We start from the raw sequence: 26,420 nt of genomic DNA, 5'->3' as shown, positions 1-26,420 counted from the left end.
TATGATAAAAACACATCATGCCAGAAGGATGCAATTTTTGTGTTCCTGCATTTTAATGATGCTCTTTCTTGTCTTTGCGCCTTCGCTATGGGCTCAAAACAAGACCATATCGGGTATAGTTACAGACGAAAACAATGAGCCTGTAACCGGAGCGAGTGTAGCAATTAAGAATACGACTGTTGGTACAATCACAGATATAGATGGTAAATATACTATCGATGCTCCTGCAAATGCTACGTTGGTCTTTAAATTCTTGGGATATGGAACCAAAGAAGAGAAGGTGAACGGACGTAGCCTGATCAATGTAGCAATGACCGTTGACGAAACTACACTAGATGATGTTGTAGTTGTTGGTTATGGCGTACAGAAGAAGGTTACTTTAACCGGAGCTGTTGCCGGCATCAAAGGGAACGAGATGCTGAAAACCAAGAACGAAAACCCTCAGAATATGCTTACCGGTAAAATTGCCGGGGTGCGTGTATGGCAAAAAAGTGCTGAGCCGGGTACATTCAATAACAACTTTGACATTCGCGGACTAGGTGCACCATTGGTCGTTATTGATGGTATTCCGAGTACTACAGAAGAATTTCAACGCTTGAATGCAAATGATATTGACGATATCTCTGTTCTGAAAGATGCTTCGGCAGCTATATATGGGGTTCGTTCGGCAAATGGAGTTGTATTGGTAACCACCAAGAAAGGATCGAAGGACGGAAAAACATCAGTTTCTTATAACGGTACATATACTTTCCAAAAGCCATCGGGTATGCCGGTTCTTGCCGACCCTTACCAGACTATGACATTGTACAACGAAAGGTCGATGAACAATATCAATGGGGGAAGTATCATCTATAAAGAGGAAGATTTTGAAGCTTTTCGCAACGGAACTCGCCGCACAACGAATTGGACAGACCTATTGTTCTCTAATTATGCACCTCAAACACAACATGATTTAAGCATCACCGGCGGTAACGACAAAACTCAGTTCTATGTAGGCATGGGGTACTTCTATCAGGAAGGGTTCTTTAAGTCGGGCGACCTTAATTATAATAAATATAATCTTCGTGCTAACGTTACTACTAAGATTCTGGACGGGTTAACTTTTGATGTTAATTTAAGTGGTGTTGCCGATGAGCGTAACAATCCATATACAAGTGCTGTAAATATCATTCGTACCTATTGGAGACAAGGTGTTTTGAATCCGGCGTATGCTGACCCTGAAAACACAATGCTAAATTATCAAGGGTTGGAAATGCAGGAGAATGCCGTAGCACAAATGACTTCCGATATATCGGGATATAGAAAATATCAACAAAAATATTTTCAATCTTCGGCATCCCTTAATTACGATTTAGGTGTTGTTGCTCCCGTATTGAAAGGCCTATCGGCAAAAGCATTAGTGAGTTTCAATTACCGTATGGATAACAATAAGGCATATCGTAAAGAATACTATCAATATGCATACAATGAGGTTACTGGTTCTTATGATCAGGCATTATTCAATGCCAGTTCACCAAGCCGTCTTCGTCGCGAATCATACAATAAGCAACAGATTCTAAGCCAGCTATTGTTGAACTACAACCGTACTTTCGGTGAGCACACTTTTGGTGGAGTAGTTGGTATGGAAACACAAAAGCGTACCGGTGATAATTTCTATGCACAGCGTGAGCTTGCATTTTCTACAGATTACCTATTTGCGGGTGTGGACGAAAATCAGTTGGGCGGTATGAATATTGGCAACAATGACCTTTATGAGGAAGCCAATGCCGCAATGATAGGTAGGATAAATTATGCTTATGGCAGCCGCTATATTCTCGAAGCCCAATTTCGTTACGATGGATCTTCTAAATTTGCAAAAGGACACCAATGGGGATTCTTCCCTTCTGTATCGGCAGGATGGCGTATATCTGAAGAGCCTTTCTTCAAATCAGTTTCTGCCTTATCATTTATAAATCAGTTGAAACTGCGTGCTAGCTACGGGGTGTTAGGAGATGACTTGTCTAGTAATTGGAATTATGAGTGGGCAAATGGATATAACTATCCTGCTACAAACTCTAACTCAGCTTCGGGATATTACAATCAATATGCACCGGGATTCATCATCGGAGATAAATATATTTCTGCCGCATCTACCAAGCCGCTTCCTAATGTAGGCATTTCTTGGTACGAGTCTCGCACATTCGATGTTGGGGTAGACTTTGAAGGATGGAACGGATTGTTTGGTTTTGCCGCCGATTATTTTGATCGTCGTCGCGAAGGTATGTTTGCCCGTCGCAAAGGAGATCTGCCTACCGTAGTAGGTGCTGAGGCTCCAAATGAAAATCTGGACAGTGACCGTCATTTCGGTATAGATCTTGAACTATCACACCGTAACAAGATAAATGATTTTTCATATCGTGTAAAAGCGATTGGTACAATTACCCGTCAAAAACACATGATCGCTTCCGAAAAAGGACCTTGGGCAAACTCGTACGACAGATGGCGTAGCGACAACTTGACTAATCGTTATCAGGGAGTACAGTTCGGCTATACTTCTGCCGGACGTTATCAGAACTGGAAAGATATCTGGTCTTATCCGATCTATAAAGATCGTGGACTTTTACCGGGCGACTATAAATATGTAGACTGGAATGGCGATGGTGAAATAAGTGATTTGGATAAACACCCTTATGCGTATGACCAAACACCCTGGTTGAATTACAGTTTCAACTTTGATTTCGAATACAAGAATTTCGACCTGAATATATTGTTGCAAGGATCAGCACTTGGTTCTATGAAATACCAAGAACCATTGTATGCTATATGGGGTAGCAATGGTGGTGGTACACTTACTCAGTTCCTTGATCGTTGGCATCCGGTAGATCCGTTTGCAGATCCTTACGATCCGGCAACACAATGGGTATCGGGTTACTATGGCTATACAGGACATTATCCTGACCCAGATTCTGAGTTCAACCGTGTAAGCACAGCTTATCTGCGTCTAAAGAGTATCGAACTAGGGTATACATTGCCTAAGATAAAGGCATTGTCGTCTATGAGATTGCGCATGTTTGCCAATGCTTACAACCTATTTACTATAACAGGAGTGAAATTTGTTGACCCTGAGCACCCGGATGATGAATTGGGACGTTTGTATCCACTCAATAAAACGTACACCGTTGGTATGTCTCTTACGTTCTAAAAACTTGTATTAGTAACGAAATAATAAATTTGATAGATATGAAAAAAATATTAATACTGTCTTTGCTAAGCATGTTATTCTTTGCTGCTTGCAACGATCTAGATATTCCGCCAAAAAATCTGATTACCGATGAAGACCTTCTTACCAATGAGTCGGGTATGGATATTTACATGGCGACTATGTACAGCAATATGCCTTTCGAGGATTTCAAATATATGGGCGAATGGGGTGTAGAATTCAACTCATGGCTCGGATCGATGGGTATAGAAGGAACAGGAGAAGCCCTTAATCGTGACGGTATATGTAAGACTTTCACAGGCGAACGCACAGCCTATTGGGGAAATGCATTCTCATTGTTGCGCAAAGCCAACTATTTGCTCGAGACACTACCTAAATATAAAGATTCGTTTCAGGAACAGACATACAATCATTATTTAGGAGAAGGATACTTTGTGCGTGCCTTTGTATTTTATGCTATGGCTCGTCGTTTTGGTGGAATTCCATTGGTAACAAAGGTTATGCAGTATCCCAATGAGAAAGAGGCGCTAGAAGTACCACGTGCCAGCGAAGAAGAAACATGGGATCAGATTCTTGCCGACTTCGATCAAGCAGCTTCATTGTTGAGCCCAACCAGTCCAAAGTCCGGTTACGCTAACAAATATGTAGCTCTGTCTTTCAAATCGGAAGCAATGTTATATGCAGGAAGTGTTGCTAAATACAACGAAACTGTAACAGGACGTCTTACCGGCTTTGGTCAGAAGACCGGTGTTCGTGTAATTGGTTTTGGTGAAGATACATGGCAAAGTGCATCCAAGAGATATTTCAAAGAAGCATATAAAGCCGCACGTGAAGTAATGCAGACCGGAGGGTATTCTCTCTATAAGAAAAAATGGTCGGCTACAGATCGAGAAGCACAATACCAGAATATGGTGGATATGTTTAGTGACCTTTCGAGCCTTGAGAATATTTATGTGAGAAAATATGTGTACCCAACTCTAACTCACGGGTATGATGCATATAGTGCGCCATTCATATTCCGTGCACCGTTGTCGTCGGGAACATGTCCTACTCTTGACTTCCTTGAGTTGTTTGACGGATTTGCTCGCTATGCTGATGGAACAGTTAAAGTAACAACAGGAACATCGAATACGAACGGTGACTATATATTGTATGATAAGCCAATGGACTTTTTCAAAAATGCAGAGCCAAGATTGCGTGCTTATGTAATATTCCCCGGAGATATGTTTAAAGGCAAGGAAATTGAAATTCGTGCGGGAGTATACACAGGCTCAACACCGGTTAAGCCTTTGTTCAAGGATTATTCGTATGCTAATGCCGAAACGTATTACCAGCATTTGGATGTTTATACACAGAAACCTAAGACATTGTATCTGAGTCCAAAATCAGAAAATCCTGAAAAGGTAGAATTCAATGGGCAAACAATAACAGCTTCCGGAGCAAATGGTCCGTTCTACGATCAGGGAGAATCTGCAATGGCAGGGCTTTATGGACGTAAATGGCTAAATCCTGACCCTGCTTTTGTGGCAGCAGAAGGAAAATCGGAGCAACCATTTATCCTGATGCGTTATGCTGATGTATTGCTCAATGCCGCAGAGGCTGCTGTAGAATTGTCATTGGCAGGAGAGCCGTCTCCTGACGGATCAGACTTGTTGAAAGTAGCAACAGATGCAGTAAACGAGATTCGCGAACGCGCAGGAGCAACCAAGCTTACTTCTAACCTTACTTCATCTGTAGAAGGACGCAATACTGTGCGCAAAGAGAGACGTAAAGAACTTGCTTTTGAGCATAAGACTAAATGGGACTTGAGACGCTGGCGTGTACAACATTACGATGGACGTGATGGCTTTTGGGGTGAAACACGGAATAAGGATGCTTACAGCAATAACTCTCGTTATCGTTTCCGTGGATTGTATCCGTTCCTTTCTACTCAAACAGGTAAATATTTCTTCGATGCCCATTTCCAAATGGTAGGTTTGAGAACATTCGAGTATAATCCGATCGATTATTATTTCGAAATCCCTAATGGAGAAGTTGCTAAGAGCTTAGTGATTGATCAACAGCCAAATAGATAATGAGCAATAATAAAACACAGAATATGAAAAAAATAGTATTTTATTCTTTAATATGCGTACTGCTATCTTTCAGTTCCTGCGATTTGTTCAAGATGGACAATTACGATGAGCCGGCCGAAACACTGGAAGGAGAAGTAGTAGACGTGGCTACCGGCGAGCGTGTGCTTACCGATCAAGGTAGCGAAGGTATCCGTGTGAGTTTAACAGAACTTAGTTGGGGCGATAATGTTTTACATAATCCTTATTTTTATTGTATGCCTGACGGATCGTTTAGAAATACAAAATTGTTTAAAGGAAATTATAATATCCGTATCGATGGACCTTTTATTCCTCTCATCCGCGAAGCCGATGGCATTCTTTTGGCAGACGATACCAAAATAATGGATATAAAGGGCAAAACTAAGGTTAAGTTTGAAGTTCAACCTTTTCTCAAAGTAGAATGGGTAGAAGAGCCTACTGTTACAAATGGTATAATTAAAGCCAAGGTAAAGGTTACGCGCGCTGTGTCTGAAGAAGACTTCCGTGCAAAAATAGAACCGATGGGAAGTTATAATAATAGCTTTTTGAATATGACTGATATTCAGTTGTTCGTTAGCTATTCGTCAACAGTAGGATACCGTGCCCGTGACGAGAGATGGTCGAACCAAATAGAATATACAGGTTCAGCTTTCAACTCTTTGTTTGGTCAAACGATTACGATCGAATCTAATCCCAAAAAGCCTATTCCTTCCGGAAGAACTGTATTTATTCGTGCTGCTGCACGTATCAATTACGATACACCGAAAGGAAGTGGAACACGTAGATGGAATTATAATGAGCCAATGGAGGTGATGATTCCATAATGTAGAGAAAGTAAATTAGATTTAAGGTTTAAAGTAATTGACCTGCCGGTTAGGCTTTAAACCTTAAATTTTTATTTATTATCCTAAATCAGGTTATATTTGCAGATGTATACTAATGAGGTTTGTAATATATAAAGAAAATGCCCTTTGACAAGCCTTTGCTCTCTATGCAAAAAGTTATCTTCTATGTAACTTGATACTGATCTTAAACAAATTAAATTAACTTGGCTATTACCTTATTATGAAAAAGAATGTATTAATCTTATGCCTTTTGGGGCTTGGCCTTCAGCTGGGGGCTCAAACCAAAGACAATGTTAAAACCACATTCCAGACTTCACGAGAGTGGAGACCAACAATAGATACCCGAGCCGATGCGGTGATGGTATATGGAGTAGGTGGAAACCCTTCTGATAAATCGAAAAGAATACCGTTTGAAGAACGTGTGCAATCGTGGCGCGACAGAGGTTATATTGCTCACTTCATGACAGGCATAGCTTGGGGCGAATACCAAGACTACTTTACAGGACAATGGGATGGCAAAATGCATCTTGACGAAGGTCAGGTGCAACAAAATGGAGATACGATATGGCATGGACATATGGTTCCTTATATCGTTCCTACACAGAACTACCTGAAATATATAAAGGAAAGACATGTAAAGCGGGTGATCGATGCAGGCATCGACGCCGTATTTATGGAAGAACCCGAATTTTGGGCTCGTGCAGGCTATAGTGAAGCCTTCAAACGAGAATGGAAAAGCTATTATGGTTTTGACTGGAGACCACAACACGAGTCTCCCGAAAATACATATTTAGCCAATAAACTAAAATATCAATTGTATTACAATGCACTCAAAGAAGTGTTTACATACGCTAAAGAATATGGTAAGAGTCGGGGAATTGATGTGAAGTGTTATGTGCCCACACACTCACTGGTTAATTATTCGCAATGGATGATAGTTAGCCCTGAAGCAAGTTTGGCGTCTCTTGATTGTGTAGACGGATATATAGCCCAAGTATGGACGGGTACGTCAAGAGAACCAAACTACTTTGATGGAAAAGTAAAAGAGAGAGTCTTCGAAACAGCGTTTCTCGAATATGGGTCTATGGAGTCGATGACTGCACCCACAGGCAGAAAGATGTTCTTCCTCACCGATCCGATCGAAGACTGGCCGAGAGACTGGGCAGATTACAAAAAGAACTATCAGGCAACCTTTACGGCTCAATTGCTATACCCCAATATAGCAAATTATGAAATAATGCCTTGGCCCGAACGTATTTATGAAGGGCTTTACAGAACAAGTGCGAATAGTGACAAAAAGGAAAAAATACCAAGACACTATTCTACACAAATGCAAATAATGGTAAACTCGCTGAACAGCATGCCTCTGTCTGATAATAAGGTGACTGGCTCGCGGGGTATAAGCGTGCTGATGGCAAACTCACTGATGTTTCAGCGATTTCCTACACACGCAGGATATGAAGATCCTCAGTTGGCAAATTTCTACGGACAGGCGTTGCCTTTCCTTAAACGAGGAGTACCTGTGAAAACAGCTCATATAGAAAACTTAGGTTATAAAGAAGCATTAGCCGATACGAAGGTATTGCTTATGTCTTATTCGAATATGAAGCCTTTGTCTCCCGAAGCTCATACATATATCGCTCAGTGGGTGAAAGCCGGAGGTGTGTTGGTTTATAGCGGGCTCGATAGCGATCCGTTTCAGACTGTACAGGAATGGTGGAATACAGGGGGCAATAAATATACTGCTCCGTCTAACCATCTATTCGAGCAGATGAATATATCTTCATCTCCCAAAGAAGGAGAATACAGCTATGGAAAAGGAACTGTTTATATTATCAGAACCGATCCAAAAGACTTTGTTCTAAAAGCCGATAACGATAAGCAATTGCTCGATGTAGTGAAAAGAATGTACGAGCAAAAAGCAAATGCAGGGAAGCTGATCTTTAAAAACAATTTCTATCTCCAAAGAGGAGCGTATGATCTGGTTGCTGTGCTCGACGAAAGTGTGAGCAATGAGCCTTATATAATAAAAGGGAATTTCATTGACTTATTTGACCCCAAGCTACCTGTATACCAATCTAAGACCGTAAATCCGGGAGAACAAGCGCTCTTGCTGAATATCGACAGAGTGGCAAACAAACAACGTCCGCAGGTGCTTGCCACTGCATGCCGTGTATACGAAGAAAAGGTAGGTAAGGGCTCGTATTCGTTTATTGCAAAAAGTCCTATAAATACCACGAACGCATCTCGTGTTTTACTACCCCGAAAACCTGTGAGCGTATCGGTAAACGGCAAAGAAGAATTCTTGGCTAATGCATGGGATCAGCAGACCAAGACTTATTTATTGGAATTTGAGAATAATCCGGAGGGAGTATCAGTTAATATTAAATGGTAAATTATATACAAAACAAAAAGAAAATCGCATGAAGAGCATTGTGTTATATCTTCTTCCGCTGTTTGGCTTACTCGCCTGTAAAAGCAGTGGTGTGAAAGATTATGAAGTGGTTAAAAATGAATTAAGAGCCCCTGCGTATCCTTTGGTCACAATAGACCCATACACCAGTGCGTGGTCTATGACAGACAATCTGTACGATGGAGCTGTAAAGCACTGGACAGGAAAAGACTTTCCGCTTATAGGAGCTATAAAGGTGGATGGCGTTGCCTATCGTTTTATGGGTACTGAAGATGTAGAGTTAAACCCGCTTGTTCCAACATCGGAGCAAGGCGAATGGTATGGAAGCTACACGACTACCCAGCCGGCAGCTAACTGGAAAGATAATAATTTCAACGATTCGTCTTGGAAAAAAGACAAAGGCGCATTCGGTACAAAAATAAATGAGCCTACAGCTAAAACAGATTGGACAACAGAAAATATCTGGGTCAGAAGACATATCGTTTTAGATGAGGATGTACAAGGAAAACAAATCTATTTGGAGTTTTCGAACGATGATGATGCCGTTTTCTACATCAATGGTATTGAAGTACATAATACAGGTTCGACATGCAACAAAAATGCAATGATTAAATTGTCGGCAGATGTTGTGAATGCACTAAAGAAAGGTGATAATCTGATAGCCGCTCATTGTAAGAACCCTGTGGGTAACGGACTGTTGGATTTTGGTTTGCTGGTACAGAAAGAGATGCATACAGCTCTCGAAAAAACGGCTGTGCAAAAATCTGTGGATGTGCAAGCTACACAAACGCATTACACATTTGCTTGTGGTGAGGTTGATCTGAAATTGACCTTCTCTGCACCCCTGTTTATGGATGATTTGAAGCTACTGACTCGTCCTGTAAATTACATTACCTATCAGGTTGTGGCTAATGACGGAAAGGCTCATGATGTACAAATATACTTCGAAGCTTCTCCACGCTGGGCTCTTGACCAACCTTATCAGGAATCGGTAAGCCAGAGCTTTGAAGATAACGGTTTGTTATTCCTTAAATCGGGAAGCAAGGAGCAGAACATACTTGCTAAAAAAGGCGATGATCTGCGCATCGATTGGGGGTATTTCTATCTCGTAGCCGAAAAAAATAATGTATCGGTTAATATTGGAGAGAGCAATACTTTGAGAACTAATTTCGTCAACAACGTTCAAGACGGGCAGGCAACCTCAGGAGAAAATGAAAAGTCGAAAATGTCTTTGACGCATAATCTCGGCTCTGTCGAAAGCTTTTCAGGAAAAGTAATGGTTGGTTATGATGATATTTATTCGATACAATATTTTGGAGATAACCTTCGTCCATATTGGAATCAGGACGGCAACCAGACTATCGCAGGACAATTTCATGCGGCAAATAAAGAATATGACAAGCTGATAGAAAAATGCTATACATTTGATAAAGAGCTAATGGATAAAGCAACTCTGGCGGGAGGAAAGAAATATGCAGAACTTTGTGCTTTGGCATATCGTCAAGCCATTACAGCTCACAAATTGGTGAAAGCGCCGAATGGGGATTTACTATTCTTGTCGAAAGAAAACAACAGTAATGGCTCTATTGGTACAGTGGATGTAACATATCCGTCAGCACCGTTGTTCTTGTATTACAATCCTGAGCTGGCTAAAGGTTTATTAAATCATATATTCTATTATAGCGAAAGTGGTAAATGGACAAAACCGTTCCCTGCTCATGATGTTGGTACTTATCCATTGGCTAACGGACAAACCTACGGGGGTGACATGCCGATAGAAGAAGGAGGTAATATGCTCGCTCTTACAGCTGCTATTGCAGCCATGGAAGGCAATGCCAAATATGCAGAAAAACATTGGGATGTACTGACTACATGGACGGATTACCTTGTGGAATACGGTCTCGATCCGGAGAATCAGTTGTGTACAGACGACTTTGCCGGTCACTTTGCTCACAATGTGAATTTGTCGGTGAAGGCTATTATGGGTGTTGCTTCGTATGGCAAGCTTGCAGATATGCTCGGAAAGAAAGATGTTGCCGAGAAGTACACGGCTAAGGCCAGAGAAATGGCACAAGAGTGGATGAAGATGGCTGATGATGGAGATCATTATCGCCTTACATTCGACAAACCGGGAACATGGAGTCAGAAATATAATCTGGTATGGAATAAGCTTCTAAAGATGAATATATTCCCTGACGAAGTGGCTCAGAAAGAAATTGCTTATTATTTAGGTAAGCAAAACAGATACGGACTGCCTCTCGACAATCGTGAAACATATACCAAGACAGACTGGATAATATGGACTGCTACGCTTGCTGATGATAAAGCGACATTCGAGAAGTTTATAGATCCGCTGCATTTGTTTATGAACGAGACAGTAGACAGAATACCGATGTCGGATTGGGTATTTACAGATAAGCCAAACTACAGAGGATTTAAAGCCCGTTCGGTAGTCGGAGGCTATTATATCAAAATGCTGGAAGAAAAACTAAAAGGAAGTAAATAGGTTTTAGGCAACCATTTCATGGAAGGGGGTTCACAAATTATTTGTGAGCCTTCTTTTTTTGTTGGAGTTCATTATTATCAAGTACCCTAAAAAATTATCTATATAAGGACAGAGGTTCAATAAGAAGGTGACAGAAAAAAATGAGGTGAAAAGTGTCACTTTTGTCACCTTTTGAGGGGTAAAGTGTTGTTATATAGCGCAATGTTGTTTTTGGTAATTGTCACCTTTTATTCCTCACTGATCTTAGAAATATGATTATTAAGTAAAAAGAAGTAAAGAATGGATACTAAATTATTTGTAATAACTTTTTTTCTATTCGGAATAAGGTCGTATTTTTGCACACTAACTAAAATTTAGTTACATAGTACATTAATAAAACTGATTCGATGAATTTTGTTGAAGAATTAAGATGGAGAGGTATGATCCATGAAATCATGCCGGGTACGGAAGAGCAACTGCAAAAAGAATTAACTTCGGGCTATGTGGGTATCGATCCTACAGCCGACTCATTGCACATCGGACACTTGGTGGGCGTAATGATTTTGAAGCATTTTCAACGTGCAGGACATCGCCCGATAGCTCTCATCGGAGGAGCAACAGGTATGATAGGTGACCCTTCTATGAAGTCAGCCGAACGTAACCTATTGGACGAAGCAACTCTCCGCCATAATCAGGAATCGTTGAAAAAGCAACTTGCTAAATTTCTCGATTTCGAGTCTGACAAACCCAATGCAGCCTTATTGGTAAATAACTATGACTGGATGAAAGATTTCTCTTTCCTTAACTTTATCCGCGACATAGGAAAGCATATCACAGTGAACTATATGATGTCTAAAGATTCTGTTAAGAAACGTCTTAACGGAGAGTCTTCGGAAGGAATGTCTTTTACTGAGTTCTCATACCAATTGATGCAAGGTTACGATTTTCTTCACTTATATCAGACATTAGGATGTCGTATTCAGATGGGAGGTTCCGATCAGTGGGGAAATATCACCACAGGGACAGAGCTTATTCGCCGTAAAGCGGGAGGAGAGGCTTTTGCCCTTGTTTGTCCTCTGATAACTAAAGCCGACGGTACTAAATTCGGTAAAACAGAATCTGGTAATGTATGGCTCGACAGAAGATATACATCTCCTTATAAGTTTTACCAGTTCTGGTTGAACGTAAGCGATGAAGACGCAGAGAAATATATCAAGATATTTACAGCACTCGACAAAGAAGAAATAGAAGGCTTGGTTGTTGAGCAAAAAGCAGCACCTCATCTCAGAGCATTGCAAAAGCGTCTTGCTAAAGAAATAACCATAATGGTTCACTCTGAAGAAGATTATAATCAGGCTGTGGAAGCTTCAAATATCCTATTTGGAAATGCTACTGCTGATGCTTTGAAGAAGCTGGACGAGGAAACTTTCCTTCAGGTGTTTGAAGGCGTTCCAACGTTCGATATCTCGAAAGATGAGCTTGCGGCAGGAATCAAGGCTGTTGATCTGTTGACAGAGAAAGCTGCTGTTTTTCCTTCGAAGGGAGAAATGCGCAAGACTGTGCAAGCGGGAGGTGTAATGATCAATAAAGAGAAGCTGGAAAACTTTGACGATGCTATTGACGCTTCGTCTCTTATAGCCGAAAAATATATAATAGCACAAAAAGGGAAGAAAAATTACTTCCTGTTGATCGCAAAATAAAATAATTATTACTTTTGTACTCGCAAAAGTAATATTGTCTCATGGTGTAATGGTAGCACTGCAGTTTCTGGATCTGCCTGTCTAGGTTCGAATCCTAGTGAGACAACAAAACTAAAGAGGCTGTCCTTCTTTTCTGGGGGACAGCCTCTTCCTCTTTTTAGAATAGCCTCATTTTATTAATCGACCTAGTGTTTACAAAATTAAAACCTTATAAATCGGTTATCGGTTTGTAATGAGGAACTAAGCTCTTCATTATAACCCAACCTATAAGATAGGCAAAAGCGCATATACAGAATATAATAAAGTATCCTGCCGGTTTTCCTTCAAATCCCATAAATGTAAGCTGTACTTCGTCTGAGTAAACGAAGAGCTTTCCGGCAGACTTTTGCAAGATCATAGAGCTTATTCCTCCGGCCATACCTCCTATCCCTGTGATGGATGCAATAGCTCCTTTCGGGAACATGTCTCCTATGGTAGAGAAAATATTAGCCGACCATGATTGATGTGCTGCACAGCCTATACCAATGGTTATGACTGGTAGCCAAGGCGAAATAGTACCCAGCGGTTGTGCAAACAATACAACCAGCGGGAAGAAAGCAAAGATAAGCATCGCTCTCATGCGTGCGGCGTATGGATTCATTCCTGTCCTGTTCATGATGATGGTTGGTAATTTTCCTCCCAAAACAGAAAGCATGGTGATTGCATATAGCGTAAATATCAATGCAATACCCAATCCTTCGGAGGTCTTTATTCCAAACTGTGTATTCAGATATGAAGGTGTCCAGAAGAGGAAGAACCACCATACCCCGTCAGTCATGAACTTGCCTGCGGCAAAAGCCCATGTCTGTTTATATGAGAAGCATTTCCAAAAAGGTATCTTCTTTTCATCCTCCGCTTTACCGGTATCTATAATGCCTTCTTCATTTCGGTCTTGTTCTATGTATGTCAGTTCAGCCTCATTTACATGCTTGCTCTTTGCCGGTGAGTCATATATAAATATCCAAAAGCCCATCCAAATAAAGCCTAATGCTCCAATTACGATAAAAGCCATTTCCCATCCCCAACACTTTGCCAGCAAAGGGATACTTAGTGGAGCTACTAATGCGCCAATAGACGCTCCGGCATTAAAGATGCTGGTTGCATAAGCTCGGTCTTTCTTCGGGAAGTATTCAGCTGTTACCTTGATTGCTGCCGGGAAGTTACCCGCCTCGCCCAAGGCTAATATGCAACGGGCTAGTAAGAAGCAATACATGCTGAAGGTAGCTATTACTACAGCAACATCGCCTGTAGCGGCAGCCAATTCTGCTGCACTATGTAGCCCGACATGTGCTTCGGTAACCAGTCCGCAGACAGCATGAAGGCATGCACCTACCGACCATACTCCGATAGACCAGAGGAAGCCTTTCTTGCTGCCCATCCAGTCGATGAAACGACCTGCAAATAGCATACAGACTGCATATATAAAAGAAAACATGGAAGTGATTGTTCCATAGTGGTTTTCATCCCAATGAAATTCAGGCTTTATAAATTCGTCCCAAGTAAGGGATAGTACTTGCCTGTCGAGATAATTGATCGTAGTAGCAAAGAAAAGCATCAGGCAGATAGTCCACCTGTAATTTGTCATTTTTGTTTTTCCGGTATTCATAAGGTATTTTTATATTGTTTTTGCTTTAGCTATTATCTCAAGAGCCATCTTGCATATCTGCGTTATTCTACCCCAATCTTTTGCTGCGATAATCTCCTTCGGGAACAAGTTTGATCCCATGCCTACGCAAGTAACACCGGCTTTAAACCATTTCGTCAGATTCTCTTCAGATGGTTCTACTCCGCCTGTCACCATAATATTCGACCAAGGCATTGGTGCTTTTAGATTCTTTACAAATGAAGGACCTCCCACATCGCCTGCCGGAAATATCTTTACTACTTCTGCTCCTAACTCTTGTGCATAACCAACTTCGGATACCGATCCGCAACCGGGAATATATGCTACTTGCCTACGGTTGCACACTTTGAAGATGTCAGGGTTTAATAGTGGCCCTACTACAAAGTTGGCTCCAAGCTGTAAAAACAAAGAAGCTGTACCGGCATCGACAACCGATCCGATACCCAGTATCATTTCGGGGCATTCTTTGGCTGCCCACTTATTCAGGTCTCCGAATATTTCATGAGCGAAATCACCTCGATTGGTGAATTCAAATACCCTTACACCTCCTTCATAACAAGCTTTGAGTACCTGTTTGGAGGTTTCGAGGTCGCTATGATAAAAAACAGGAACCATTCCTGTCTCTGCCATTACCTGACAGGTTTTTATTCTTGAAAATCGTGCCATCTACAGTCGTCTTATTTTAGAATTAAAAGGTATTATATCAAAAAGCATGAACAAGCAAGTAGGTATGTTTTACATATATATCAATAAAAACAATGGATCGAGTTATCATACCCGCTTGCTGTTCATATTTTAGTTATTTACTATTTTTCCCATTTTTATCTTGAAACACGCCCCGAGCCGTCCCCTTTCATCAGGTTCTCTACTTCGGCTACCGTTACAAGGTTATAATCGGCATATATTGTATGTTTCAGACATGATGCCGCCACAGCGAAGTCAAGTGCTTTCTGATCGTCAGCAGGGTAGGTGATGAGTCCGTAGATAAGCCCACCCATAAAAGAGTCTCCTCCGCCCACACGATCAACGATGTGTGTGATGTCATACCTTTTGGATTGATAAAGCTTATCGGAATATAAGCAACCTCCCCATGTATTATGATTTGCATTAATCGACCCACGCAATGTGATAATCACTTTCTTAGCACGGGGGAAGCGTTTCTTCAATTGAGTACATACCGACTCAAATTCTGCGGCATCCACATCTCCACCTGTATGTGCTACGTCAAAACCTTCGGGCTTGATACCGAAAACTTTTTCGGCATCTTCCTCATTGCCTAAAATGATATCACAACCTTCAACCAAGGTCGGCATAATATCAGAGGCTGACTTGCCATATTTCCAGAGATTTTTTCTGTAGTTGAGGTCTGTAGAAACAGTAATTCCTTTTTTGTTTGCTATTTTGATGGCTTCCAAGCATGCATCTGCTGCCCCTTGCGATAGAGCCGGGGTAATGCCTGTCCAGTGAAACCATTGGGTATCTTTAAATACTTCTTCCCAGTCTACCATTCCGGGTTTTATGTCTGCCATCGCAGAATTTGCCCTGTCGTAGATAACTTTCGAAGCACGGGCTACTGCACCTGTCTCCAAATAATAAATGCCGACACGGTCACCACCTCGTATAATATTCTGAACACCTACATTGTACTTTCTCAGATCAGAGATGCACCATTCTGCTATATCATTCTCGGGCAAGCGGGTTACATAGTCGGTAGGGATACCATAGTTGGATAGTGATACGGCTACGTTGGCCTCTCCGCCTCCAAATGTAGCATTCAGGCTTGTAGACTGTATAAATCTTTGATATCCGGGAGCACTAAGGCGTAGCATGATTTCCCCGAATGTTACTACTTTTTTCATTGTCTTGATTCTAATAATATTCTAGCGTTTAGTTATATTTAATTATCAATGGCTGTTTTAACCCTTCCGAAAAGGTTTGGATATATCTTTCGAAATCACTCAATGTAGGGAACCCAAATTCAGACCAACCGTAACCAGTATAATATGTTACCGGAATGTTGGGTTGTTGGGCTGTAATGCCTAGAACATGGGAGTGTTTTTCTTTTCTATTTGTTACAGGATTAATAATCTCATAGGTATCTATTTTGTTTTCTGTCATACCTTGAAGAAAAACAAGTCCTAGATATACGCCGGACGTTTTGGGAGTTGTTGGTTCGGCGTAAATAATATAGTTCTTGTCTAAAGAACTGACAATTGAATCTCCTTTCTCTCGTTTAACAAAGCCGGCAGCTACAGGCATTGTTTCTTTTATGGTATATGCCTGAATAACTTTTGATAATTGAGAGCCTGCATCTAACGAGATTGTTCTGCTTTCGGCTACAGATTGTCCGTTTATATTCAGATTATTGTAAGTCAACTTGAATGTTGTGCGCAATGGACCATTATCAAGCAGTTCTTCTGATACAAAATTTTCGTTCAACCAAAGTTTGCTGTCTACATAAGGAGACATAGCACCTGCTCCAAGGCTGTAACCTGTCTTATAATCATTGAGTCCTTCGCTCGGATCTTCTTGATAGGATATTGTTCCCGAAGCATCCTCTTTATACCATTTGTCTATGATAAGATTATTTGTGCGTTTGTACCAGATATTTATACCGTTCCCGGGACTATTCGTTTCCATACCGGCAGGACCATACATACGGAACGCCACACGGTCGTTTTCCCAAACGAAGCCATCTTTATGTCCCGAAAGAAGCCGTCCGAATGTTTTTGGTGTAAAGTGCTGAACCTCTCCCGTTTCTATCATAAAAGACTTTGACTCGTTTGCTCTTAGTTGTGGTTGAAAAATAATCTTACGATCGTATGTAACTTGCGAAGGTATAATTTCACCTTCGGTCGTTTTAATGACATAAACTAGACTATCTGATACCACAATCCTATTCTTAATGCTATCGATTGGTATTTCTACCAGTTCTGTCATCCGATCAAAATCTGTCGGGTTTTCGATCGTGATTATAACATCCTTTTCGGAACAAGCTAATAAGAATATCGTAGATAATATTATGAAATATAATTTCTTCATTTCTATTGATTTTTTGAGTTTACAATTCTGCTTAAGGTTTAATATAACTTGTCAGTAGAGAAAGTGCCCATATCGCCACCAGTCCGATTTTATATTTTAAGATTGATCTTTAGAACTTAAAGAAGTTTTTAGCATTATAATACGATACGTTCTCAACCAATTTGCCCAGAAACGGCAATTCGGAATAGGGGAGTAATCCTTGTTCAACATCTGTCCCTATGAGGTTGCATAGTATACGACGAAAATATTCGTGACGAGGGTATGACAAAAAGCTTCGTGAATCAGTTAACATGCCTACAAAGCGGCTCAGTAGTCCAAGATTTGATAGAGAATTTATTTGAGCTTCCATCCCCGCTTTTTGGTCGAGGAACCACCAGCCCGATCCGAACTGTATCTTTCCTGCAACAGAGCCATCCTGAAAGTTGCCAATCATGGTTGCAATCATATCATTATCGCGTGGATTCAGGTTATATATGATTGTTTTAGTTAATTTGTTGTCAACGTCGAGTCTGTCAAGAAACTTCGACAATGCTTTAGCTACTGTAAAATCGCCGATGGAGTCGAAGCCTGTATCTGCTCCTGCTTGTTTAAATAGGCGGGTATTATTGTTTCGGATGACACCGTAATGAAACTGTTGAGTCCAGCCTTTTTCCCAATCCATGATTGCCCCTTCTACGAGTATGGCAGATTTGAATTTGATGATCTCTTCACGTGATAGCTCTTTGCCTCCATATACTTTGTTGAAAATAGCCTCTATTTCCGTCTGAGTATAGTCTTCGGCATAAAATTCTTCCATACCATGATCAGAGAGCTTGCAGCCGACATTGGCAAAGAAGTCGTGACGTTTACGAAGAGCAGTAATCAGGTCGGTAAAGTTACTGATTGATACACCTGAAACTTCGGATAGCTTCTCTACATACGTGCGAAATACATGAGGTACTTCTATCGCCATTACTTTATCGGGACGCCAAGTAGGGAGTACTTTTATAGAGAAGCCTTCATTTTTTAAGGCTATGTGATATTCCAATGAATCTATAGGATCATCTGTGGTGCACACAGCCTCAACGTTGTAATGCTTCATCAATCCCCGAGCCGAGAATTCGGGTGTGCGAAGTTTCGCTGTGCATTCATCATATATCTCTTTTGCTGTCTCAGGTTTTAATAACTTGGTAACCCCAAAGGCAGTCTTTAATTCCAGATGCGTCCAGTGATATAGCGGGTTACGCATGGTGTAGGGTACTGTTTCTGCCCATTTCTCAAATTTTTCCCAATCGCTGATATCCTTTCCTGTACAAAACCTTTCGTTAATGCCGTTGGTGCGCATTGCACGCCATTTGTAATGATCTCCACTTAACCAGATTTCCCCCAAATTATCGAACTGATAATTTTCTGCAATCATTTTAGGATCGAGGTGACAATGGTAGTCTATGATAGGCAAGGATTTAGCATGCTCGTGATATAACTGTTGAGCTGTTTCATTTTGCAATACGAAATTGTCATCTAGAAAGTGTTTCATGAGCTCTATGGTTTTATTTTCTTCAATCAGATTCGTCTGTTAACTTGCTTTATGTACTGTGTGCGCACACACAAACTATTGCAAATATAGCGATTAATGGTAATTAAACAATCTGTGTGCGCACACATTATTTGTCTTATGTATGATAAGTTGCAATATAATAAATTGTTATGAAGTTTTTAAGAGCTAAAAAATGTTTTAAAACATTTATGTTGTATCTGTAACTTATAAGGGCAAGTCATAAATTAAGAGATACCCTCTTGATATTCGATTCTAAAATACATTGACGGATTTATATAAATTTATAGACTAGCAAAAATTCCTAATTCTCCAAATATCATCTGCTATAAATTGATTGTGTGATAAGAGTCTCAGTAGATATTTATACAAACTCATATAAAGAATTTAACGAAGTATTGGAGAAAAACAACGAATCCATATAACCTAGACCGAATTTAAACGAGCCGTAAGTTTGCTATAGAAAAATATATAATTTATATTTGATTACAAATAATATTGACTCATGTGTCTTTATATATAAGTAACATATAATCTAATTAAGAAAAACACAAAAGTCTGATTCTGATCAACTAAAGTAATCGTAATAAGACTATAAATTTGATTGAGGATGTCTCAGAATGTATTTACACAAATAACATCTGCTGAATTTGGAAAGTTATTTGAACAGTATAAGCCACAATTTGTGATGGTTGCTCGCTCCTATGTCCGAGATGCTATGGTTGCAGAAGATTTAGTTATGGATAGCTTCATATCTTTTTGGGAAAATAGAAATAAAACGGAAATAGTTCAGAATATACCTTCATACATCTTGATTTCTATCAAACATCGGTGTTTAAATTGGTTACGAGATCAAAGTATACATCTAAAGGTACAAGAAGATATTCATTCTACAGCTTTACGTGTCATATCATCACGTATAGCAACTATTGAGACAAACGACCCAAAGGGTCTTTATGCGGAGGAAATTAGTACTATTATAAAACGAGAATTGGCTAATATGCCTTCAAAAACACGCAAAATATTTTTAGCTAATCGTTTTGAAAATATGACTTATAAAGAAATAGGAGAAAAATTTGGCTTATCTTTTAATCAGGTAAACTTTGAAATTAGAAAAGCAACCCAGATACTTCGGTTGTCTCTAAAGGATTACCTTCCATTACTTATCACATTGGCTATTTGGAAGTTTCTCCTATAAAATCTTTGTAAAATATAAAAATCTCATTTTTCGATTGCAAATAGTTATTGCTCATGTGTCTTTATATAGTAGAGAGGAGAAGATCTCTTTAAAAAATAAAAATTATATATACATTATTGCAAACAGTCAGCTATTAAGTGTCTTTATTATAGTATGGAAAAAGAATTACTTATAAAGTTTTTAAAATGTGAAACAACACCGGAGGAAGAAAGGCTTTTGGTTGATTGGCTCGAATCGGACCCCGAACATCGCAAAGAGTTAGATTCCATGCAATTGATAATGGAGGGTATGGCTTTGTGCGCACCTGATTTAGAAAAAATGACTTCAGACAAAACTTCACCTCGGGTTTCACTATTTACAAGACTTGCAAAAATATCAGTAGCTGCTTCTATAGCAATAATTCTTGCAGCAGGAATAGGATATAATTACATTTCAAATAAAATAGACAATCTGTCTAACCAAAAAACAATGATAGATGTTCCCGAAGGGCAACGAGTACAAATTACATTGGGTGATGGGACAGAAGTTTGGCTTAATTCGAGTGCAAAGTTGGAATACCCTTCTGTCTTTTCAGGAAATCAACGGCTTGTAAAATTATCCGGTGAAGCAATGTTTAATGTTAAACATGATGAAAAACACCCCTTTATAGTAGAAACATACGCTTGTAACATTGAGGTGCTTGGTACAAAATTTAATATCAATGCAGATGAATCATTAAAAAGCTTTTCGGTGGCATTAATGTCTGGGTCAATAAAATTAACAAATAAACTGATCCAAGAGAATCCCATCATAATGAAAGTCAATGAAGTAGTTACACTTAAAGACGGGCATTTACATCTGAAAAATATAGAAAATCACGATGAGTATCTTTGGACTGAAGGAATTATAAGCATCCATGATATATCTTTCGTAGAGCTTATGGCCAAGTTTGAGCAAATTTTTAATGTTCAAATAGAAATACGAAGTAAAAATATCCCTACCATTAGTTATAATCGAGGAAAAATACGTGTTTCTGATGGAATCGATCATGCTTTGAAAATATTGCAATTATCATCAGAATTTACTTATAAAAAAGATCCGGAGACAGGAGTAATAACAATTTTATAAATAAAACCTTAAATATGCCTATGAAATAAAAAAAAGTAAACAATCACTCTCCTGCCATTTACATAATAAAACCTGCCAATGCTGTAACATTGACAGGCCGTAAATCGCAGTTAATTAACTTTAAAGTTCTAACTACTAATGATTCTTATTTCACAAAGTTATGGATAAAAAAAGTATTCAGCAAAAAAAATGGTTCTTTACCACGATGTTAGCCATTTGTTTTTTTCTGATCAATAATCAACCTATTCTTGCACAAAGTATCCGTGTGACTATAAATATGCAAAATGTCTCGATGGAAAGTGTAATGAATGAAATCGAAAAACAAACCAAGTACCTCTTTATATCAGATAAAGAAGTAAATATTAAGCAAAATGTAAGTGTTAACGCACAAAACAAACCTCTCAGTGACGTGTTGGCACAAATGGTAAAAGGAACGGACATTACTTATAAAATAAGTAATTCTAATATTCTTCTTTTTAAGCAAGTTGACTCTGTCAGTAAAGTTGAAACACTGTCGGGGATTGTATATGACCAGAATGGAGAAATCGTTATCGGAGCCTCTGTCGCAATAGAAGGTACCACAAATGGAACTTTGACAGACATAGATGGAGCTTTCTCCTTAAAGGCTTCAATCTCTAAGAATACATCTCTGCAAGTTTCTTGTGTAGGTTATGAATCTAGTATAATACCGGTCGGGAATAAAACACAGTTTAGCATTACACTCAAGGAAAAGGATAATGTTTTGGATGCTGTAGTCGTCACAGCCTTGGGCATCAAACGTTCCGAAAAGGCATTGAGTTACAACGTAACACAGATAGATGCCGAGTCTGCTCTCAGTGTGAAAAGTTCCAATTTTATCAACTCTCTGACTGGTAAAGTTGCAGGTTTGAATATCAATGCATCCTCTTCGGGGATTGGTGGAGCCAGTAAAGTCGTGATGCGAGGTTCTAGAGGAATTGAGCAATCGAGTAACGCTCTTTATGTAATAGATGGTATTCCGATGTACAATCTCAGTGCGACAGGAGGAAGCGAAGAATTTCAATCGCAAGGATCTAGTGAAGCTATCGCCGATATCAATCCCGAAGACATTGAATCGATGTCTGTTCTGTCAGGTGCCGCCGCAGCCGCTCTTTACGGTAGCAACGCTTCAAATGGAGCTATTCTTATTACAACAAAAAAAGGACATGTAGGACGTACTACAGTTACTGTTTCAAGTAACACTGAGATGCTGAATCCTTTTGTCATGCATAAGTTCCAGGATAGGTACGGAACATCTGGGACAGAGGCTAGTTGGGGTTCGCGTCTTAATGCCGGCAATTATTACGGATACAACCCAAAAGATGATTATTTCCAAACAGGCCTTATCGGAACCGAAACAGTTACGCTGTCGACCGGATCTCAGAAAAATCAAACTTACCTGTCTGTTGCTGCTTTAAATTCACGGGGGATAGTACCTAATAATAAATACAACCGTTACAATTTCACCTTCCGTAATACAACATCTTTCTTAGATGATAAAATGAAACTTGATGTAGGTCTGCAGTATGTTATACAAAAAGACCATAATATGGTGAATCAGGGAGTATATGCCAATCCGATCGCGTCTGCTTATTTGTTCCCGCGAGGAAATGACTGGGAAGAATATAAGATGTTCGAACGTTTCGATCCTACACGTAACTTATACACTCAGTACTGGCCACAAGGCGGAGGGTCGTTTCGTTTACAAAACCCATATTGGATCAATTACCGCAATTTACGCGAAAACGATAAAGACCGCTACATGCTCAGCACCGCATTGTCTTACGATATTCTAAGCTGGCTGAATGTTTCAGGAAGAGTTCGAGTAGATAACTCTACGAATACTTATAAACAGAAATACTATGCCAGTACCGAACCTGTTATTGCCGAAGGCTCACAAAACGGTTACTACGGAGTAGCCAATACGGGAGACAAGCAAACATATGCAGATATTCTGATGAATATTAATAAATACTTTGGCGAAGACTGGTCATTAACGTCCAACATTGGAGCTTCTTACTCAGATAATCGGTCTGATGCTCTCTCTGTTTCGGGACCTATACCCGCAGATGGGCTTGCTAATTATTTCACTATCGCCCAATTGGATAAAGCGACAACTAAAAGGAGGGAAAATGGCTACCGTGAACAAACCCAATCCGTTTTTGCTTCAGCCGAAGTGGGCTATAAAAATTCCTATTACCTGACGCTCACAGGGCGTAACGATTGGCCTTCGCAACTTGCCGGTCCTCGTTCTGCAACGAAATCGTTTTTTTATCCGTCTATAGGAGGCTCAGTTATTTTTTCTGAACTTTTAACCTTGCCTCAAGATATATCCTTTCTGAAATTACGCAGTTCGTGGGCATCTGTAGGTCTTCCGTTTAGTCGTTTTCTAGCTAGTCCTACTTTCTCGTGGGATGACTCTAAAGGAGGCTTTACTTCGCAGTCAGCTTACCCGTTGTATAACCTGAAACCGGAACGGACTAACTCATGGGAAATAGGTCTTACCACGTACTTCTTTAAGAATTTCAACCTGGATGTTTCATACTATAATACAAAAACCTATAACCAGACGATGAATGCTAATTTATCTCCTACAGGTGGTTATAGCACATTTTATGCGCAAACAGGCGATGTGAGCAATCATGGTATAGAACTATCTCTTGGCTACAAAAACACATGGAATAAATTTACGTGGAGTTCTAACTATACTTTTAGTGCCAACAAAAACAAGATTAATAATCTGATAGATGGATACATACATCCGTTGACCGGAGAAAAAATCACAAAAGAAGAGATGAATGTAGGCGGTTTATCAAAAGCCCGATTCATTTTAAAGAAAGGAGGCTCGTTAGGAGACTTATATTCTATGGCCGACTTGCTGCGCGATTCAAACAATAATATTTATGTAGATGCAAGTGGAGCTGTAAAGGTCAACGATTTGACTGAGGGTATCTATCTGGGGTCAGTATTTCCAAAATCAAACATGGCATGGAGGAATGACTTCCTGTTTGGGAATTACGAATTAAGCTTCCTTGTTTCAGCACGCTTTGGCGGCGTCGTTTATTCAGCAACACAGGCTGTTCTCGACTCTTATGGCGTATCTGAAGCAACAGGAAATGCCCGCGACAACGGGGGCGTCGTTATCAACGGCAACGATATGCTCGATGCACAGCAATGGTATACAGCAATTGGAGCCGACAGTGGTATCCCTTTGTTCTATACTTATAGTGCAACAAATATACGTTTACAGGAAGCTTCTTTTAGCTATACGATCCCTCGATCAAAGATTAATAATATTGCAGACGTCACTCTTTCACTGGTAGGACGTAACCTCTTTATGTTTTACTGCAAGGCTCCTTTCGACCCTGAGGCTGTTGCCACTACAGGTAATTACTATCAAGGTGTTGACTATTTTATGATGCCAAGCTTGCGCAGCATAGGCTTCAATGTAAAACTTAAATTCTAAAACTCAGATAGTATGGAATTACATAAAACTATAGCAAAGTTTATCGCGATCGGCGCAATTCTTTTTGGAGTGGCCGCTTGTACATCGAACTTCGAAGATTACAATAAAAATCCTTACGAACCGGATGCTGATGATATGATGGCAGATGGGTATTTAGTCAGAGCCCTTGTGTTAAATATGCAGGATGTGATGATGCCCGAAAACGAAAATTTCTCTCAGTATGTAGATTGTTTAATGCCGGGTGGGTTTTCTGGATATATAGCTGACTCTAACCTAGGAACCGGTTGGTCGGGGCGTTTTGCTACTTATAATCCATCCGAAAACTGGTCAAGAGTTCCTTTTGGCGACTTCTATGAAAAGTTTTATCCGGATTACTTCCAATTGGTAAACCAGAGCAAAGATGAACTTTTTCTTTCACTGGCTGAACTGTATCGTATTGCTGTCATGCTTCGTGTAACTGACACTTACGGACCGATACCTTACACAAAAGTGGGTGTTGATAATGCGATTAAGTCTCCTTACGATTCGCAAAAAGACGTATATATGAGAATGTTTGAAGATCTGGATAATATCATCGAAGTTCTCACTAAACTATCCACCCAAAAATTCAATGCGGGAGCAGATCGCATCTTTAGCGGTAATATTGCCTCGTGGGCAAAGTTTGCGAATTCACTTAAACTTCGTATGGCTATGCGTATAGTATATGCCGATGAAACGTTGGCAAAAACAAAAGCGGAAGAAGCTGTAAATTCTCAAATGGGTGTAATGACAGCATCTACTGACGGAGCTTTCCGTAAAGTAGCAGATCATAACCCATGGGAACGCTTCATGCCTAACTGGTCTGATGCTCGTATTTCAGCCGATTTGGTCTGTTATATGAATGGGTTTAACGACCCTCGCCGTCCGATATATTATAACAAATCAACCTTTGCGGCCACTTCTAACGGAGGTTATACTGATGCGGAAGATTATGTTGGCTTACGCCGTGGAATCAGGCAGGGAGAATTTAACTCTTGGTCTCATGGTTATTCTTGCATGAATGTAACCACTGAAGATGATATTCTCGTTTTTCCGGCTTCTGAAGCTACATTCTTACGGGCAGAAGGTGCTCTTCGCGGATGGAACATGGGAGGTACTGCTCAAGCCCTTTACGAGGAAGGTATCCGCATGTCATTTGCTGAACGAAATGCAACAGGAGTTGATGCTTATATTGCCAATGCTACCGGAAAAGTAACAGCCTATAAGGATCCGCTAGCCAGAAAATCCGGGCAAATCTATGATTATTCGGGATCTATTGTATCTGATGTGACTGTTGCATGGAATGAGTCTTTCGATTTTGAGACAAAATTAGAGCAAATAATTACTCAAAAGTGGATCGCTATATTTCCTAATTGTATGGAAGCTTGGTCCGAATACCGCCGTACCGGATATCCTAAGTTAATGCCGATGGCAGCCAACCTGAGCGGAGGAGTCGTCAATGATACTGAGGGGATAGCTCGTCTGACTTATCCGACCAATGAATATCGTGAGAACGGGGAAAACGTAGCAGTAGCAGTGAATTTACTGATCAAGGAATCGAGCAACAAAAAAGGAGATTCAATGGCTACACGTGTTTGGTGGGATTGCAAACCTGGTAAATAATCCGTTTTAATGAAGA

General features: G+C 40.1%; 15 protein-coding genes and 1 tRNA gene. 11 read left to right on the top strand and 5 right to left on the bottom strand.

What is annotated here, in order from left to right; all coding sequences use genetic code 11:
• The first annotated feature begins 1 nt into the window (after nucleotide 1).
• The 7 genes from HMPREF9456_RS12660 to HMPREF9456_RS12630 all read left to right on the top strand — a co-directional run bounded on the left by HMPREF9456_RS12660 (nucleotide 2) and on the right by HMPREF9456_RS12630 (nucleotide 12,841).
• Nucleotides 2-3,181 carry a SusC/RagA family TonB-linked outer membrane protein gene (locus tag HMPREF9456_RS12660; RefSeq protein WP_006843933.1) on the top strand — a complete coding sequence of 1,060 codons (3,180 nt, stop codon included), beginning with the start codon at nucleotides 2-4 and terminating at the stop codon, nucleotides 3,179-3,181.
• A 38-nt stretch (nucleotides 3,182-3,219) separates the two neighbouring features.
• Nucleotides 3,220-5,274: a RagB/SusD family nutrient uptake outer membrane protein gene (locus HMPREF9456_RS12655; RefSeq protein WP_006843932.1), complete on the top strand. Its 2,055-nt coding sequence runs from the start codon at nucleotides 3,220-3,222 to the stop codon at nucleotides 5,272-5,274.
• A gap of 23 nt (nucleotides 5,275-5,297) precedes the next feature.
• Nucleotides 5,298-6,116, top strand: a complete 819-nt coding sequence (locus HMPREF9456_RS12650; protein WP_006843931.1) for a DUF3823 domain-containing protein — start codon at nucleotides 5,298-5,300, stop codon at nucleotides 6,114-6,116.
• Between the two features lie 241 nt (nucleotides 6,117-6,357).
• Entirely contained in the window at nucleotides 6,358-8,532 is a 2,175-nt protein-coding gene (locus HMPREF9456_RS12645) for a hypothetical protein (RefSeq protein WP_006843930.1), read from the top strand.
• A 28-nt stretch (nucleotides 8,533-8,560) separates the two neighbouring features.
• Complete coding sequence (locus tag HMPREF9456_RS12640) at nucleotides 8,561-11,056, top strand: glutaminase domain-containing protein (RefSeq protein WP_006843929.1); 2,496 nt, start codon at nucleotides 8,561-8,563, stop codon at nucleotides 11,054-11,056.
• Nucleotides 11,057-11,442: 386 nt separating this feature from the next.
• On the top strand, nucleotides 11,443-12,735 hold the full coding sequence (gene tyrS / locus HMPREF9456_RS12635; protein ID WP_006843928.1) for a tyrosine--tRNA ligase: 1,293 nt from the start codon (nucleotides 11,443-11,445) through the stop codon (nucleotides 12,733-12,735).
• Nucleotides 12,736-12,770: 35 nt separating this feature from the next.
• Nucleotides 12,771-12,841, top strand: a tRNA-Gln gene (locus HMPREF9456_RS12630).
• A gap of 102 nt (nucleotides 12,842-12,943) precedes the next feature.
• Here HMPREF9456_RS12630 and HMPREF9456_RS12625 read toward each other — a convergent pair.
• The 5 genes from HMPREF9456_RS12625 to uxaC all read right to left on the bottom strand — a co-directional run bounded on the left by HMPREF9456_RS12625 (nucleotide 12,944) and on the right by uxaC (nucleotide 18,956).
• Nucleotides 12,944-14,380 carry an MFS transporter gene (locus tag HMPREF9456_RS12625; RefSeq protein ID WP_006843927.1) on the bottom strand — a complete coding sequence of 479 codons (1,437 nt, stop codon included), beginning with the start codon at nucleotides 14,378-14,380 and terminating at the stop codon, nucleotides 12,944-12,946.
• A gap of 9 nt (nucleotides 14,381-14,389) precedes the next feature.
• The gene (locus tag HMPREF9456_RS12620) at nucleotides 14,390-15,064 is read right to left on the bottom strand and encodes a bifunctional 4-hydroxy-2-oxoglutarate aldolase/2-dehydro-3-deoxy-phosphogluconate aldolase (RefSeq protein ID WP_006843926.1); all 675 of its coding nucleotides are present in this window, start codon (nucleotides 15,062-15,064) and stop codon (nucleotides 14,390-14,392) included.
• Between the two features lie 155 nt (nucleotides 15,065-15,219).
• Complete coding sequence (locus tag HMPREF9456_RS12615; RefSeq protein ID WP_006843925.1) at nucleotides 15,220-16,257, bottom strand: sugar kinase; 1,038 nt, start codon at nucleotides 16,255-16,257, stop codon at nucleotides 15,220-15,222.
• A gap of 28 nt (nucleotides 16,258-16,285) precedes the next feature.
• The gene (locus HMPREF9456_RS12610) at nucleotides 16,286-17,440 is read right to left on the bottom strand and encodes a DUF4861 family protein (protein ID WP_006843924.1); all 1,155 of its coding nucleotides are present in this window, start codon (nucleotides 17,438-17,440) and stop codon (nucleotides 16,286-16,288) included.
• A 109-nt stretch (nucleotides 17,441-17,549) separates the two neighbouring features.
• Nucleotides 17,550-18,956, bottom strand: coding sequence for a glucuronate isomerase (gene uxaC / locus HMPREF9456_RS12605; protein WP_006843923.1), 1,407 nt, complete (start codon nucleotides 18,954-18,956; stop codon nucleotides 17,550-17,552).
• Between the two features lie 628 nt (nucleotides 18,957-19,584).
• Here uxaC and HMPREF9456_RS12600 point away from each other — a divergent pair.
• The 4 genes from HMPREF9456_RS12600 to HMPREF9456_RS12585 all read left to right on the top strand — a co-directional run bounded on the left by HMPREF9456_RS12600 (nucleotide 19,585) and on the right by HMPREF9456_RS12585 (nucleotide 26,404).
• Nucleotides 19,585-20,172, top strand: a complete 588-nt coding sequence (locus tag HMPREF9456_RS12600) for an RNA polymerase sigma-70 factor (protein ID WP_006843922.1) — start codon at nucleotides 19,585-19,587, stop codon at nucleotides 20,170-20,172.
• Between the two features lie 153 nt (nucleotides 20,173-20,325).
• Entirely contained in the window at nucleotides 20,326-21,279 is a 954-nt protein-coding gene (locus HMPREF9456_RS12595; RefSeq protein ID WP_006843921.1) for a FecR family protein, read from the top strand.
• A gap of 160 nt (nucleotides 21,280-21,439) precedes the next feature.
• On the top strand, nucleotides 21,440-24,763 hold the full coding sequence (locus HMPREF9456_RS12590; RefSeq protein ID WP_006843920.1) for a SusC/RagA family TonB-linked outer membrane protein: 3,324 nt from the start codon (nucleotides 21,440-21,442) through the stop codon (nucleotides 24,761-24,763).
• A 12-nt stretch (nucleotides 24,764-24,775) separates the two neighbouring features.
• On the top strand, nucleotides 24,776-26,404 hold the full coding sequence (locus HMPREF9456_RS12585; RefSeq protein WP_006843919.1) for a SusD/RagB family nutrient-binding outer membrane lipoprotein: 1,629 nt from the start codon (nucleotides 24,776-24,778) through the stop codon (nucleotides 26,402-26,404).
• The last annotated feature ends 16 nt before the right edge of the window (nucleotides 26,405-26,420 follow it).

The organism is Dysgonomonas mossii DSM 22836, from assembly GCF_000213575.1.
GTDB classification, from domain to species: Bacteria; Bacteroidota; Bacteroidia; order Bacteroidales; family Dysgonomonadaceae; genus Dysgonomonas; species Dysgonomonas mossii.
This window is presented reverse-complemented; position numbering and strand designations above follow the sequence as displayed.

What these genes read in the sequence shown, in the direction of transcription:
- tyrS (WP_006843928.1), top strand. Translation starts at nt 11,443, where the DNA reads ATGAATTTTGTTGAAGAATTAAGATGGAGAGGTATGATCCATGAAATC.
- HMPREF9456_RS12585 (WP_006843919.1), top strand. Translation starts at nt 24,776, where the DNA reads ATGGAATTACATAAAACTATAGCAAAGTTTATCGCGATCGGCGCAATT.
- HMPREF9456_RS12610 (WP_006843924.1), bottom strand. Translation starts at nt 17,440, where the DNA reads ATGAAGAAATTATATTTCATAATATTATCTACGATATTCTTATTAGCT.
- HMPREF9456_RS12615 (WP_006843925.1), bottom strand. Translation starts at nt 16,257, where the DNA reads ATGAAAAAAGTAGTAACATTCGGGGAAATCATGCTACGCCTTAGTGCT.
- HMPREF9456_RS12600 (WP_006843922.1), top strand. Translation starts at nt 19,585, where the DNA reads ATGTCTCAGAATGTATTTACACAAATAACATCTGCTGAATTTGGAAAG.
- HMPREF9456_RS12640 (WP_006843929.1), top strand. Translation starts at nt 8,561, where the DNA reads ATGAAGAGCATTGTGTTATATCTTCTTCCGCTGTTTGGCTTACTCGCC.
- HMPREF9456_RS12650 (WP_006843931.1), top strand. Translation starts at nt 5,298, where the DNA reads ATGAAAAAAATAGTATTTTATTCTTTAATATGCGTACTGCTATCTTTC.
- HMPREF9456_RS12655 (WP_006843932.1), top strand. Translation starts at nt 3,220, where the DNA reads ATGAAAAAAATATTAATACTGTCTTTGCTAAGCATGTTATTCTTTGCT.
- HMPREF9456_RS12660 (WP_006843933.1), top strand. Translation starts at nt 2, where the DNA reads ATGATAAAAACACATCATGCCAGAAGGATGCAATTTTTGTGTTCCTGC.
- HMPREF9456_RS12590 (WP_006843920.1), top strand. Translation starts at nt 21,440, where the DNA reads ATGGATAAAAAAAGTATTCAGCAAAAAAAATGGTTCTTTACCACGATG.
- HMPREF9456_RS12645 (WP_006843930.1), top strand. Translation starts at nt 6,358, where the DNA reads ATGAAAAAGAATGTATTAATCTTATGCCTTTTGGGGCTTGGCCTTCAG.
- uxaC (WP_006843923.1), bottom strand. Translation starts at nt 18,956, where the DNA reads ATGAAACACTTTCTAGATGACAATTTCGTATTGCAAAATGAAACAGCT.
- HMPREF9456_RS12625 (WP_006843927.1), bottom strand. Translation starts at nt 14,380, where the DNA reads ATGAATACCGGAAAAACAAAAATGACAAATTACAGGTGGACTATCTGC.
- HMPREF9456_RS12620 (WP_006843926.1), bottom strand. Translation starts at nt 15,064, where the DNA reads ATGGCACGATTTTCAAGAATAAAAACCTGTCAGGTAATGGCAGAGACA.
- HMPREF9456_RS12595 (WP_006843921.1), top strand. Translation starts at nt 20,326, where the DNA reads ATGGAAAAAGAATTACTTATAAAGTTTTTAAAATGTGAAACAACACCG.